This window comes from Klebsiella pneumoniae, from assembly GCF_000742135.1.
Taxonomy (GTDB): Bacteria; Pseudomonadota; Gammaproteobacteria; order Enterobacterales; family Enterobacteriaceae; genus Klebsiella; species Klebsiella pneumoniae.
In genome coordinates this window covers 743,061-756,548 of record NZ_KN046818.1, presented here as the reverse complement: position 1 = coordinate 756,548, position 13,488 = coordinate 743,061, and the positions used below count along the sequence as shown (strand labels likewise).

The 13,488-nt window shown below is 53.8% G+C and carries 8 protein-coding genes, 3 tRNA genes and 3 rRNA genes; 3 read left to right on the top strand and 11 right to left on the bottom strand.

All coding sequences use genetic code 11. The annotated features are described in order from the left end of the window. Both gloB and mltD read left to right on the top strand, forming a co-directional pair. Positions 1 to 756 carry a hydroxyacylglutathione hydrolase gene (gene gloB / locus DR88_RS21440; RefSeq protein ID WP_025861716.1) on the top strand — a complete coding sequence of 252 codons (756 nt, stop codon included), beginning with the start codon at positions 1 to 3 and terminating at the stop codon, positions 754 to 756. A gap of 71 nt (positions 757 to 827) precedes the next feature. Next, positions 828 to 2,195: a murein transglycosylase D gene (gene mltD / locus DR88_RS0125135; RefSeq protein ID WP_002889632.1), complete on the top strand. Its 1,368-nt coding sequence runs from the start codon at positions 828 to 830 to the stop codon at positions 2,193 to 2,195. 57 nt (positions 2,196 to 2,252) lie between these two features. Here the strand turns inward: mltD and DR88_RS21445 are convergent, their stop codons facing one another. From DR88_RS21445 to DR88_RS21455, 3 genes are all read right to left on the bottom strand, one after another. Then, on the bottom strand, positions 2,253 to 3,023 hold the full coding sequence (locus DR88_RS21445; RefSeq protein WP_032443792.1) for a class I SAM-dependent methyltransferase: 771 nt from the start codon (positions 3,021 to 3,023) through the stop codon (positions 2,253 to 2,255). A gap of 91 nt (positions 3,024 to 3,114) precedes the next feature. Further along, positions 3,115 to 3,912 (bottom strand): endonuclease/exonuclease/phosphatase family protein, encoded by a 798-nt coding sequence (locus DR88_RS21450; protein WP_002889629.1) that lies wholly within the window; start codon positions 3,910 to 3,912, stop codon positions 3,115 to 3,117. Between the two features lie 102 nt (positions 3,913 to 4,014). Then, the gene (locus DR88_RS21455; protein ID WP_004147174.1) at positions 4,015 to 5,205 is read right to left on the bottom strand and encodes an MFS transporter; all 1,191 of its coding nucleotides are present in this window, start codon (positions 5,203 to 5,205) and stop codon (positions 4,015 to 4,017) included. A gap of 104 nt (positions 5,206 to 5,309) precedes the next feature. Between DR88_RS21455 and yafC the strand changes: the two genes are divergently transcribed. Next, a complete protein-coding gene (yafC, locus tag DR88_RS21460; RefSeq protein WP_025861719.1) occupies positions 5,310 to 6,215 on the top strand; it encodes a DNA-binding transcriptional regulator YafC in 906 nt (301 codons plus the stop codon). Between the two features lie 45 nt (positions 6,216 to 6,260). Here yafC and dkgB read toward each other — a convergent pair whose 3' ends face one another. The 8 genes from dkgB to gmhB form a co-directional block, all read right to left on the bottom strand. After that, positions 6,261 to 7,064 carry a 2,5-didehydrogluconate reductase DkgB gene (gene dkgB, locus DR88_RS21465; RefSeq protein WP_002889598.1) on the bottom strand — a complete coding sequence of 268 codons (804 nt, stop codon included), beginning with the start codon at positions 7,062 to 7,064 and terminating at the stop codon, positions 6,261 to 6,263. A gap of 164 nt (positions 7,065 to 7,228) precedes the next feature. Beyond that, positions 7,229 to 7,305 (bottom strand) — tRNA-Asp (locus DR88_RS21470). Between the two features lie 57 nt (positions 7,306 to 7,362). After that, positions 7,363 to 7,478, bottom strand: a 5S ribosomal RNA gene (rrf, locus tag DR88_RS21475). 96 nt (positions 7,479 to 7,574) lie between these two features. Beyond that, positions 7,575 to 10,476: ribosomal RNA gene (locus DR88_RS21480) — 23S ribosomal RNA — on the bottom strand. 169 nt (positions 10,477 to 10,645) lie between these two features. Beyond that, positions 10,646 to 10,721: transfer RNA gene (locus DR88_RS21485), tRNA-Ala, on the bottom strand. A gap of 36 nt (positions 10,722 to 10,757) precedes the next feature. Beyond that, a tRNA-Ile gene (locus DR88_RS21490) sits at positions 10,758 to 10,834 on the bottom strand. A 69-nt stretch (positions 10,835 to 10,903) separates the two neighbouring features. Continuing rightward, positions 10,904 to 12,443, bottom strand: a 16S ribosomal RNA gene (locus DR88_RS21495). The 16S, 23S and 5S rRNA genes sit together here with 3 tRNA genes alongside, the layout of an rRNA operon. A gap of 368 nt (positions 12,444 to 12,811) precedes the next feature. Beyond that, positions 12,812 to 13,378, bottom strand: a complete 567-nt coding sequence (gmhB, locus tag DR88_RS21500; protein WP_002889452.1) for a D-glycero-beta-D-manno-heptose 1,7-bisphosphate 7-phosphatase — start codon at positions 13,376 to 13,378, stop codon at positions 12,812 to 12,814. Positions 13,379 to 13,488: the final 110 nt, after the last annotated feature.

The window sequence follows — 13,488 nt, the reverse complement described above, 5'->3', positions numbered from 1 at the left end:
ATGAATCTTATCAGTATTCCCGCGTTTCAGGACAACTACATCTGGGTTCTCAGTGAGAATAACGGCCGCTGCATCATCGTAGATCCAGGCGAAGCCGCGCCGGTTCTGGCGGCCATCGAGGAAAACCAGTGGCAGCTCGAGGCTATTTTATTGACCCATCATCATCAGGATCACGTCGGCGGCGTAAAACAATTACGTGAAAAATTCCCTTCTATAGTGGTTTACGGGCCGGCGGAAACCCAGGATAAAGGCGTCACTCAGGTGGTAGGCGATGGCGATCGGCTGTCAATTCTCGGGCACGATTTTTCCATTTTCTCTACGCCAGGTCACACATTAGGACATATCTGTTACTACAGCGAACCTTATCTGTTCTGTGGCGATACGATGTTTTCCGGCGGCTGCGGAAGGCTGTTCGAAGGTACAGCAGAGCAGATGTATCAATCATTTATGAAAATTAACGCCCTTCCTGAAGAAACCCTCATATGTTGCGCACATGAATATACGTTAGCGAATATGAAGTTTGCATTGAGTATCCTGCCAGATGATAGGGACATAAACGATTACTATCATAAAGTTAATGAGTTACGTGCAAAAAAACAAAAAACACTACCCGTAACTCTGAAAAATGAGCGGCGTATAAATTTATTTTTACGCGTAAATGATATTGATTTAATTGACAAAATTAACAAAGAAACAAATTTGCAACACTCTGTGGCGCGATTTGCATGGTTAAGGTCAAAGAAAGATGACTTCTGATATTTAATTCTTGTCATCGGCCAACTTCGCCGTTATCCTTGGTCGTCTTTTAAGCAACTATTGACACACACATGAAGGCACGAGCGATATTACTCGCCTCTGTCCTGCTGGTGGGGTGCCAGGCGTCTAAGCACGATGGCACCGTCGAACAGCGAGCACAGAGCCTTTCTGCGGCTGGTCAAGGGGAAGCAGGCAAGTTCACAAGTCAAGCGCGCTGGTTAGATGATGGAACCTTCTACGCGCAAGACCAGGATCTGTGGACTTCCATAGGCGACGAGCTAAAGATGGGAATACCGGATAATCCCCGGATTCGCGAACAGAAACAGAAGTACTTAAGAAATAAGAGCTATCTCCACGATGTAACTTTACGGGCAGAGCCGTATATGTACTGGATAGCCGGGCAGGTTAAGAAACGTAACATGCCAATGGAACTGGTATTACTACCCATAGTGGAGAGCGCTTTTGACCCACACGCGACGTCTGGCGCCAATGCCGCAGGCATTTGGCAGATCATTCCGAGCACAGGGCGCAATTATGGTTTAAAACAGACCCGCAGTTACGATGCGCGTCGTGATGTCGTCGCGTCTACTACCGCGGCGCTGGACATGATGCAACGTCTGAACAAAATGTTCGACGGCGACTGGTTGTTAACGGTCGCAGCCTATAACAGCGGCGAAGGCCGGGTCATGAAGGCAGTAAAAGCGAACCGTTCGCGTGGCAAACCCACCGATTTCTGGTCGCTGTCTCTGCCGCATGAAACGAAAATCTACGTCCCGAAAATGCTGGCATTGAGCGACATTCTCAAAAACAGCAAACGTTACGGCGTAAAGCTGCCTACGGCTGATGAAAGCCGTGCGCTGGCGCGCGTTCGCCTCGACAGTCCGGTTGATATTTCTCAGCTCGCGGACATGGCCGGTATGCCGGTCAGCAAGCTGAAGACGTTCAATGCGGGCGTAAAAGGGTCAACGCTGGGCGCGAGCGGGCCAAAGTACGTCATGGTGCCGCAGAAGCACGCCGCACAGCTGCGTGAATCGCTGGCCTCTGGCGACATTGCCGCCGTGCAGCCGACGCAGCTCGCGGACAATACGCCGCTGACCAGCCGTAGCTATAAGGTGCGTTCCGGCGACACCATTTCCGGGATAGCTTCCCGTCTTGGTGTGACGACCCGCGATCTGCAGCAGTGGAATAACCTGCGCGGCTCTGGATTAAAGGTTGGGCAGAATCTGGTTATTGGCGCAGGCAGCAGCGCCCAGCGTCTGGCGAACAACAGCGATAGCATCACCTATCGCGTTCGTAAAGGCGATTCGCTGTCGAGCATCGCCAAACGTCACGGCGTTAATATTCGCGACGTGATGCGCTGGAACAGCGATACCGACAACCTGCGCCCAGGCGATCAGCTAACGTTGTTTGTGAAAAACAGCGATCGACCAGAGTCCTGATACCTCTGGTTCGACAAAAAGGCACCGACTTCCCCGGTGCCTTTTTTATTGCCTAAATTAAACCGCTTTATGCGCTTCGAACAGAATGGTATCGCTGGTAAACGATCCGTCCTCCTGTAACTCGAAGTACGCTTTGACCTCCGCCGAAGCGCTCTGCTGATATAAGCGAATCGCCTCCACCAGCGGCTCAGGAGTACGCATCCGCGCCACCCATGAACTGAACTCCAGCGGCAGGCGATCGGTCAACAACTGGTTAACCACCAGCCCCGCTTCAGTCGCCAGCGTCAACCACTCGCCGCTGGAATAATTACGCACATGCGAGGTGTCGCGCAGGGCTTCCACCGTCTGCAGCCAGACATCACGTACCGGATGACCAGGCGACATCACGTCCATCACGATAATCACCCCGCCCGGCTTGAGAACACGTTTCACCTCACGCAGCGCCTGGCCAACGTTATGCCAGTGGTGAGCGGAGTAGCGGCTAATCACCACATCAAAGCTGGCATCAGCGAACGGCAGCGTTTCGGCGTACCCCTGCTGGGTCACGATATTGCTAAAACCTTTCTCCTTTGCCGCGGCGGCAACGACCTCCAGCATCTGGCTCGATAAATCATAGGCGGTCACCTCGGCAACCTGTCCCGCCGCGGTAAAGCTGGCGTGCCCTGCCCCGCAGCCCATATCCAGCACTTTCGCCTGAGGAAAATCAGCCAGCCGTTCCGCCAGCCGCTGCAGATCGCGACCAGAGGCGTGTACAGCGCTGGTCAGATAGGCGCTGGCCTGGGAGCCGAACTGCTTTTCGACGTTGTCATGGTGAGAGCGTGTTGTCATGTTGTCTTGTCCTTACGGTTTTTTTTGAGTAATAAAAGGCAGCACCATGCATGCGCAGGCCTGCCCCATGGCAGGCCTGACCAACCTTAAATTAATCAGGCTTGCCGGGACTGAATTCGACTAGTAGCGGGTTGTGGTCGGAGGCGCGGGTCACCAGCACGGAAGCATCGTGCACGCTTAACCCACGGTAGAACACAAAATCGAGGGGACGACCAAACGCGCGGCGGCGCTGATCGTCTGAGAAACGAACTTCGCGTAACGACATCTCACGCGCAAAGCGGTACAGCGCATTCATCCGCGGCCGGCTCCAGGCATTGAAGTCGCCGGCCATGATCACCGGCCCGCTGTGATGGGCGATCTGATCGCCAATTGGCAGCAGCTGTTTGCTGTAGACGTCGACGCCAAGGCTAAAGTTGACGGCATGGATATTGACTACCATCAACAACCGCGCATCCGGCAGCGGATAAACGGTCACTAACGCCGATTTCGGCAATCGCAAAATAGGCTCGCGCTCGCGCAGCGGACAGCAATAGATGGGGTGCGCGGAGGCCAGCGTCATTACGCCGGAAGGATGCTGCGGCAATACCAGCGCCGGCACCTGATCGGCGGCCAGATAGTTTGAAGTCGCGAACCGGACCAGTTCTGGGGTGGTTTGCGCCTCCTGCAACAGGACCAAATGCGCATCTTTGCCGAAATTTTTGAGGACCGACTGCCACTCTGCGCGCTGCTGCTTGAAGATATTCCATACCAGCACGCGGATCTTCTCATCGCTGCTTAATGGCGTACCGGCGGGATAAACCGGACTCACGCCCGCAAACGCCCCCGGAGGCAATATTCTCTCCGCAGGTTGTCCGGCGACATAGCGCATGGCGTAGGTGTTCTTTCGCAATTTGGGCATTAATCCTCGATAACAGAAACCAGCCCGACGACGACTGGTTATTCTGTTATAGGGATTTTCCCATACACTTTCAATGCAAATTGCGAGAAACCCTTAGCCTTCGGGAGAAAGCGCTGCCGAACGGCGTGGCAATTTATCTAAACGTCCGCTCAGGACCACCAACAGCAAAGCGACCAGCACAATCATCGCGCCAATCCACGGCGTCTGCGCCAGACCGTACCGCTCGACCGTCTGTCCGCCGACGATGGACCCCAGCGCGATGCCGACGTTAAAGGCGGCAATATTCAGGCCGGAAGCGACGTCGACGGCGCCAGGCGTGTACTGTTCGGCTTTTTGCACCACATAGACCTGCAGACCCGGCACGTTGCCGAAGGCGAAGATGCCCATCACCAGTACCGTTGCCAGCGCGGCATAGTGAACGCTGGCGGTCAACTGGAAGACCAGCAGCAGCACCACCAGCGCGGCGAAGATAAACTTCAGCGCGGAGACGGCGCCATGCTTATCGGCCAGTTTGCCCCCCCACACATTACCGATAGCGACCGAGACACCATAGCCCAGCAGGATCCAGCTCACCGCTGACGGGCTGAAACCGGCCAGCTCCTGCATCATCGGCGCAAGGAAGGTAAAGGCGGTAAACACGCCGCCGTAGCCCAGCGCGGTAATGGCGTAGATCATCAGCAGGCGAGGATGAGTTAATACTTTCATCTGATCGCGCAGGCTGGCGCTGGCGCGGCCCGGAATATTATTCGGTACCAGAATCAGGCTGCTGATAAGGGCAATGACGCCCAGAATCGATACCGCGAGGAAGGTTTCCCGCCAGCCAAAATGCTGGCCGATGAAAGTCCCGAACGGTACCCCGGTTACCAGCGCGACCGTCAGGCCGCCGAACATAATGGCAATGGCCGAGGCCGCTTTCTCTTTTGCCACCAGGCTGGTAGCAATTGTCGAGCCAATAGAGAAGAACACGCCGTGTGCCAGGCCGGTCAGCAGTCGCGCCAGGATCAGCGTTTCATAGCCCGGGGCCTGCCAGGCCAGCACATTACCCGCCGTAAACAGGACCATCAACGCCAGCAGCAGCTGTTTACGCGGCATACGCCCGGTCAACGCCGTCAGTACCGGGGCGCCGATCGCCACGCCCAGCGCGTAGATAGAGACCAGCAGTCCCGCCGAAGGCAGGGAGATAGAGAGTTGCTGGGCAATCGTCGGGACCAGGCCGACAATCACAAATTCAGTGGTGCCAATTGCGAAGGCACCGATGGTTAAGGCAAATAGCGCCAGTGGCATAATTTACTCCGTAGCATCAGGATTAAGATGACACGTAGTATGAAGGGTTGTATAAATAACAAAAACTATCAAAGTATCAATAGAATTTTGCTATAGGTGCAATAATGAGAGCCACATCAGAGGAGATCGCCATCTTTGTGGCGGTGGTGGAAAGCGGGAGTTTCAGCCGGGCGGCCGAGCAGCTCGGACAGGCCAACTCCGCCGTCAGCCGGGCGGTCAAAAAGCTGGAATCAAAGCTAGGCGTAAGCCTGCTCAATCGGACCACCCGCCAGCTCAGCCTGACAGAAGAAGGCGAGCGCTATTTTCGCCGGATGCAGGTGGTCTTGCAGGAAATGGCGGCGGCAGAGAACGATCTGCTGGAGACGCGCACGACGCCGCGGGGCCTGCTGCGGGTAGATGCCGCGACGCCGGTGATGCTGCATTTTCTCATGCCGCTGGTGAAGTCATTTCGCGAACGCTACCCGGAAATGACGCTGTCGCTCGTCTCGTCTGAGACCTTTATCAATCTGATTGAACGGAAAGTGGATGTGGCCATTCGGGCCGGGACCTTAACGGATTCCAGCCTGCGCGCCCGACCGCTGTTTACCAGCTATCGTAAGATCGTCGCCTCGCCCGACTATGTCGCGCGCTACGGTATGCCGCAGCATCCATCCGATCTGAAACAGCATCACTGCCTCGGCTTCACCGAGCCGGTATCGCTGAATACCTGGCCGGTCTCCTGTTGCGATGGCCAGCTGTTAGAGATCGAAGCGGCGGTGTCATCCAATAGCGGCGAAACGCTCAAGCAGCTGTGCCTGACCGGCAACGGTATTGCCTGCCTGTCGGATTACATGGTGGATAAAGAGATTGCCAGCGGAGAGTTTGTCGAGCTACTGGCCGATAAGCGCTTACCGGTGGAAATGCCTTTCAGTGCCGTCTATTACAGCGACCGGGCGGTCAGCACTCGCATCAGGGCATTTATTGATTTTCTGAGCGACCACGTAAAACAGCTCCCGAAGGAGCTGTCGTAATACCTTCTCGGGCGGCAGGGCGAACGGCATACCGGTAGCGAGTGATTAATCCCACTGCGGCGCCAGACCTTCCGGGCTCACCAGCCGATCGTTGCAATCCAGCGCAGCGATCGCCTGTCGATCTTCATCATCCAACTGCAGATCCAGCGCCTTCAGGTTGCTGGCCAGGTTATCACGCTTCGTCGAGGACGGGATCACCGCGTACCCCTCGCCCATCGCCCATGCCAGGATAACCTGCGCCGGAGTCGCATTATGTTTCGCCGCGATACGGGCAATCACTTCATCTTTCAGCGCCTTACCATAAGCCAGCGTCATGTAAGAGGTGATGTGGATGCCGTGCTCACGTGCCCAGTCGACGACTTTACGGTTTTGCAGATACGGCGAGAGTTCAATCTGGTTGGTCGCAATGTTTTCAGCGCCAACGGCGGCAATCGCGCGCTCCATCAGTGGAATAGTGAAGTTGGAGATACCAATCTGACGGGTCAGACCCAGCTTCTTCGCTTCCATCAAGGCTGCCATAAACTCTTCAACGGCAACCGCATCGTTCGGTGCCGGCCAGTGGATGAGCGTCAGGTCAACATAGTCCGTGCGCAGCTTCTGCAGACTTTCTTGCAGGCTGGCGATGAGTTTGTCTTTGCTCAGGTTCTCGATCCAGATTTTGGTAGTGATGAACAGCTCATCACGCGGCACGCCGCTTTCGGCGATAGCCTGACCCACCGCGGCTTCATTGTCATAGATTTGCGCGGTGTCGATAGCACGATAGCCCAGCTCCAGCGCGGTTTTTACGGATGCGATAACAACATCATCTTTCAGACGGAAGGTGCCAAGACCAAATGCAGGGATTGCCATGATTTTCCTCGTTATTTATTCATTTCGGTTAACGGATGAAATTATGGCTGATGGTGTGGAGGGGAAAAAGAGCGATTAATGCAGAGGATTTTTGCTGAATTAGCAATAATAGAGAACAGATCAAACAAAAAAGCCCTGAGCAAATGCTCAGGGCTCTTAATAAGTGGCGGAACGGACGGGACTCGAACCCGCGACCCCCTGCGTGACAGGCAGGTATTCTAACCGACTGAACTACCGCTCCACCGAATTTCTTCGCTTTATTACCACCGGTTGTCACCCCGGCTTACTGCAATTTGATGCCTGGCAGTTCCCTACTCTCACATGGGGAGACCCCACACTACCATCGGCGCTACGGCGTTTCACTTCTGAGTTCGGCATGGGGTCAGGTGGGACCACCGCGCTAGTGCCGCCAGGCAAATTCTGTTTTATCAACACGTCTCACCGACGTATCGATTAATCTGTATCAGAGCTGAAAATTCTCTCAAATCGCCAAAACATCTTCGGCGTTGTAAGGTTAAGCCTCACGGTTCATTAGTACCGGTTAGCTCAACGCATCGCTGCGCTTACACACCCGGCCTATCAACGTCGTCGTCTTCAACGTTCCTTCAGGAGACTTAAAGTCTCAGGGAGAACTCATCTCGGGGCAAGTTTCGTGCTTAGATGCTTTCAGCACTTATCTCTTCCGCATTTAGCTACCGGGCAGTGCCATTGGCATGACAACCCGAACACCAGTGATGCGTCCACTCCGGTCCTCTCGTACTAGGAGCAGCCCCCCTCAATTCTCCAGCGCCCACGGCAGATAGGGACCGAACTGTCTCACGACGTTCTAAACCCAGCTCGCGTACCACTTTAAATGGCGAACAGCCATACCCTTGGGACCTACTTCAGCCCCAGGATGTGATGAGCCGACATCGAGGTGCCAAACACCGCCGTCGATATGAACTCTTGGGCGGTATCAGCCTGTTATCCCCGGAGTACCTTTTATCCGTTGAGCGATGGCCCTTCCATTCAGAACCACCGGATCACTATGACCTGCTTTCGCACCTGCTCGCGCCGTCACGCTCGCAGTCAAGCTAGCTTATGCCATTGCACTAACCTCCTGATGTCCGACCAGGATTAGCTAACCTTCGTGCTCCTCCGTTACGCTTTGGGAGGAGACCGCCCCAGTCAAACTACCCACCAGACACTGTCCGCAACCCCGGTAAGGGGCCAACGTTAGAACATCAAACATTAAAGGGTGGTATTTCAAGGTTGGCTCCACGCAGACTGGCGTCCACGCTTCAAAGCCTCCCACCTATCCTACACATCAAGGCTCAATGTTCAGTGTCAAGCTATAGTAAAGGTTCACGGGGTCTTTCCGTCTTGCCGCGGGTACACTGCATCTTCACAGCGAGTTCAATTTCACTGAGTCTCGGGTGGAGACAGCCTGGCCATCATTACGCCATTCGTGCAGGTCGGAACTTACCCGACAAGGAATTTCGCTACCTTAGGACCGTTATAGTTACGGCCGCCGTTTACCGGGGCTTCGATCAAGAGCTTCTCCTTACGGATAACCCCATCAATTAACCTTCCGGCACCGGGCAGGCGTCACACCGTATACGTCCACTTTCGTGTTTGCACAGTGCTGTGTTTTTAATAAACAGTTGCAGCCAGCTGGTATCTTCGACTGGTCTCAGCTCCACCCGCAGGGGCTTCACCTACACACCAGCGTGCCTTCTCCCGAAGTTACGGCACCATTTTGCCTAGTTCCTTCACCCGAGTTCTCTCAAGCGCCTTGGTATTCTCTACCTGACCACCTGTGTCGGTTTGGGGTACGATTTGATGTTACCTGATGCTTAGAGGCTTTTCCTGGAAGCAGGGCATTTGTTACTTCAGCACCGTAGTGCCTCGTCATCACACCTCAGCCTTGATTATCCGGATTTGCCTGGACAACCAGCCTACATGCTTAAACCGGGACAACCGTCGCCCGGCTAACATAGCCTTCTCCGTCCCCCCTTCGCAGTAACACCAAGTACAGGAATATTAACCTGTTTCCCATCGACTACGCCTTTCGGCCTCGCCTTAGGGGTCGACTCACCCTGCCCCGATTAACGTTGGACAGGAACCCTTGGTCTTCCGGCGAGCGGGCTTTTCACCCGCTTTATCGTTACTTATGTCAGCATTCGCACTTCTGATACCTCCAGCATGCCTCACAGCACACCTTCGCAGGCTTACAGAACGCTCCCCTACCCAACAACACATAGTGTCGCTGCCGCAGCTTCGGTGCATGGTTTAGCCCCGTTACATCTTCCGCGCAGGCCGACTCGACCAGTGAGCTATTACGCTTTCTTTAAATGATGGCTGCTTCTAAGCCAACATCCTGGCTGTCTGTGCCTTCCCACATCGTTTCCCACTTAACCATGACTTTGGGACCTTAGCTGGCGGTCTGGGTTGTTTCCCTCTTCACGACGGACGTTAGCACCCGCCGTGTGTCTCCCGTGATAACATTCTTCGGTATTCGTAGTTTGCATCGGGTTGGTAAGTCGGGATGACCCCCTAGCCGAAACAGTGCTCTACCCCCGAAGATGAGTTCACGAGGCGCTACCTAAATAGCTTTCGGGGAGAACCAGCTATCTCCCGGTTTGATTGGCCTTTCACCCCCAGCCACAAGTCATCCGCTAATTTTTCAACATTAGTCGGTTCGGTCCTCCAGTTAGTGTTACCCAACCTTCAACCTGCCCATGGCTAGATCACCGGGTTTCGGGTCTATACCCTGCAACTTAACGCCCAGTTAAGACTCGGTTTCCCTGCGGCTCCCCTATACGGTTAACCTTGCTACAGAATATAAGTCGCTGACCCATTATACAAAAGGTACGCAGTCACACCCGAAGGTGCTCCCACTGCTTGTACGTACACGGTTTCAGGTTCTTTTTCACTCCCCTCGCCGGGGTTCTTTTCGCCTTTCCCTCACGGTACTGGTTCACTATCGGTCAGTCAGGAGTATTTAGCCTTGGAGGATGGTCCCCCCATATTCAGACAGGATACCACGTGTCCCGCCCTACTCTTCGAGTTCACAGCCTGTGCATTTTGGTGTACGGGACTATCACCCTGTACCGTCGGACTTTCCAGACCGTTCCACTAACACACAAGCTGATTCAGACTCTGGGCTGCTCCCCGTTCGCTCGCCGCTACTGGGGGAATCTCGGTTGATTTCTTTTCCTCGGGGTACTTAGATGTTTCAGTTCCCCCGGTTCGCCTCGTTAACCTATGTATTCAGTTAACGATAGTGCAACGAATTGCACTGGGTTTCCCCATTCGGACATCGCCGGTTATAACGGTTCATATCACCTTACCGACGCTTTTCGCAGATTAGCACGTCCTTCATCGCCTCTGACTGCCAGGGCATCCACCGTGTACGCTTAGTCGCTTAACCTCACAACCCGAAGATGTTTCACTTCTGATTGCGAAAATTTGAGAGACTCGAACACACTTAAACAGTGTGTCGTTTCAATTTTCAGCTTGATCCAGATTTTTAAAGAGCAAAACTTCGCAGTGCACCTTTTCAGGTTCACTCTGAAGTTTTCTTGTGTTCGCAGTAAAGATGGTGGAGCTATGCGGGATCGAACCGCAGACCTCCTGCGTGCAAAGCAGGCGCTCTCCCAGCTGAGCTATAGCCCCATCGTTTGCAACCTCTTCAAATTTGCTTCGCAAATTTGGTAGGCCTGAGTGGACTTGAACCACCGACCTCACCCTTATCAGGGGTGCGCTCTAACCACCTGAGCTACAAGCCTGTAGAGGTTTTTACTGCTGTTTTTCATCAGACAATCTGTGTGAGCACTGCAAAGGCAGGTTCTTTAAGGTAAGGAGGTGATCCAACCGCAGGTTCCCCTACGGTTACCTTGTTACGACTTCACCCCAGTCATGAATCACAAAGTGGTAAGCGCCCTCCCGAAGGTTAAGCTACCTACTTCTTTTGCAACCCACTCCCATGGTGTGACGGGCGGTGTGTACAAGGCCCGGGAACGTATTCACCGTAGCATTCTGATCTACGATTACTAGCGATTCCGACTTCATGGAGTCGAGTTGCAGACTCCAATCCGGACTACGACATACTTTATGAGGTCCGCTTGCTCTCGCGAGGTCGCTTCTCTTTGTATATGCCATTGTAGCACGTGTGTAGCCCTGGTCGTAAGGGCCATGATGACTTGACGTCATCCCCACCTTCCTCCAGTTTATCACTGGCAGTCTCCTTTGAGTTCCCGGCCTAACCGCTGGCAACAAAGGATAAGGGTTGCGCTCGTTGCGGGACTTAACCCAACATTTCACAACACGAGCTGACGACAGCCATGCAGCACCTGTCTCACAGTTCCCGAAGGCACCAATCCATCTCTGGAAAGTTCTGTGGATGTCAAGACCAGGTAAGGTTCTTCGCGTTGCATCGAATTAAACCACATGCTCCACCGCTTGTGCGGGCCCCCGTCAATTCATTTGAGTTTTAACCTTGCGGCCGTACTCCCCAGGCGGTCGATTTAACGCGTTAGCTCCGGAAGCCACGCCTCAAGGGCACAACCTCCAAATCGACATCGTTTACGGCGTGGACTACCAGGGTATCTAATCCTGTTTGCTCCCCACGCTTTCGCACCTGAGCGTCAGTCTTTGTCCAGGGGGCCGCCTTCGCCACCGGTATTCCTCCAGATCTCTACGCATTTCACCGCTACACCTGGAATTCTACCCCCCTCTACAAGACTCTAGCCTGCCAGTTTCGAATGCAGTTCCCAGGTTGAGCCCGGGGATTTCACATCCGACTTGACAGACCGCCTGCGTGCGCTTTACGCCCAGTAATTCCGATTAACGCTTGCACCCTCCGTATTACCGCGGCTGCTGGCACGGAGTTAGCCGGTGCTTCTTCTGCGGGTAACGTCAATCGATGAGGTTATTAACCTCATCGCCTTCCTCCCCGCTGAAAGTGCTTTACAACCCGAAGGCCTTCTTCACACACGCGGCATGGCTGCATCAGGCTTGCGCCCATTGTGCAATATTCCCCACTGCTGCCTCCCGTAGGAGTCTGGACCGTGTCTCAGTTCCAGTGTGGCTGGTCATCCTCTCAGACCAGCTAGGGATCGTCGCCTAGGTGAGCCGTTACCCCACCTACTAGCTAATCCCATCTGGGCACATCTGATGGCATGAGGCCCGAAGGTCCCCCACTTTGGTCTTGCGACATTATGCGGTATTAGCTACCGTTTCCAGTAGTTATCCCCCTCCATCAGGCAGTTTCCCAGACATTACTCACCCGTCCGCCGCTCGTCACCCGAGAGCAAGCTCTCTGTGCTACCGCTCGACTTGCATGTGTTAGGCCTGCCGCCAGCGTTCAATCTGAGCCATGATCAAACTCTTCAATTTAAGTTTGATGCTCAAAGAATTAAACTTCGTAATGAATTACGTGTTCACTCTTGAGACTTGGTATTCATTTTTCGTCCGAGGACGTTAAGAATCCATGTCACTTTGAGTGCCCACACAGATTGTCTGATAAATTGTTAAAGAGCAGTTGCGACACGCTTTAGCGCTCTGTCGCGAGGTGGCGTATATTACGCTTTCCTCTTTCAGAGTCAACCCGTTTTTCAGGATTTTTCTCTGCAACCGAACTGGCTGTTTGTGTGAAGTGATTCACATCCGCCGTGTCGATGGAGGCGCATTATAGGGAGCTCTCCGGGAATGACAAGCGGAAAAATACAATTTTATTTCAACCGCTCATCTTTTAAACGCAACGCTTATTTTTGCTGCTTTTTAATCGCCGCCGGCAGCTCTGCCAGGCTATTTAGCACCCAATCCGCCGCTTTTTCCGCTTCTTCAGTCAGGGGCTTACCGGTGCGCACCAGTACTTTAGTCCCGACATCCGCAGCCGCTGCCGCCTGCATATCTTCCAGTTTGTCCCCTACCATATAAGAAGCAGCCATATCGATATGCAGATAATCGCGGGCGGAAATCAGCATCCCCGGATGCGGTTTACGACAATCACAGGTCTGACGGTACTCCTCAACCGCACCCTGCGGGTGATGCGGGCAATAGTAGATACCGTCGAGGTCGACGCCGCGGTCTGCCAGAGACCAGTCCATCCATTCGGTCAGCGTTTCAAACTGGGCTTCGGTAAATTTACCGCGGGCAATACCGGACTGGTTAGTGACCAGCACCAGCGCGTAGCCCATCTCTTTTAGTTCGCGCATCGCGTCAATGACGCCATCGATAAATTCAAAATTGTCGATTTCGTGGACGTAGCCATGATCGACATTAATAGTGCCGTCACGGTCGAGAAAAATTGCGGGTACTGACTTTGCCACCGGTTTGCTCCTGAAAAAGACTAGTGCCGCTAGTATCGCATGTTTCCGCATGCAAGAAAGTGCTCATTATAAAGAGTCAGATTGATTTAGACGTCTGGATGCCTTAACAT

Bases quoted from the DNA above. Each gene is read 5' to 3' on its own strand.
- gloB (WP_025861716.1), top strand. From the start codon at position 1: ATGAATCTTATCAGTATTCCCGCGTTTCAGGACAACTACATCTGGGTT.
- mltD (WP_002889632.1), top strand. From the start codon at position 828: ATGAAGGCACGAGCGATATTACTCGCCTCTGTCCTGCTGGTGGGGTGC.
- DR88_RS21445 (WP_032443792.1), bottom strand. From the start codon at position 3,023: ATGACAACACGCTCTCACCATGACAACGTCGAAAAGCAGTTCGGCTCC.
- DR88_RS21455 (WP_004147174.1), bottom strand. From the start codon at position 5,205: ATGCCACTGGCGCTATTTGCCTTAACCATCGGTGCCTTCGCAATTGGC.
- yafC (WP_025861719.1), top strand. From the start codon at position 5,310: ATGAGAGCCACATCAGAGGAGATCGCCATCTTTGTGGCGGTGGTGGAA.
- dkgB (WP_002889598.1), bottom strand. From the start codon at position 7,064: ATGGCAATCCCTGCATTTGGTCTTGGCACCTTCCGTCTGAAAGATGAT.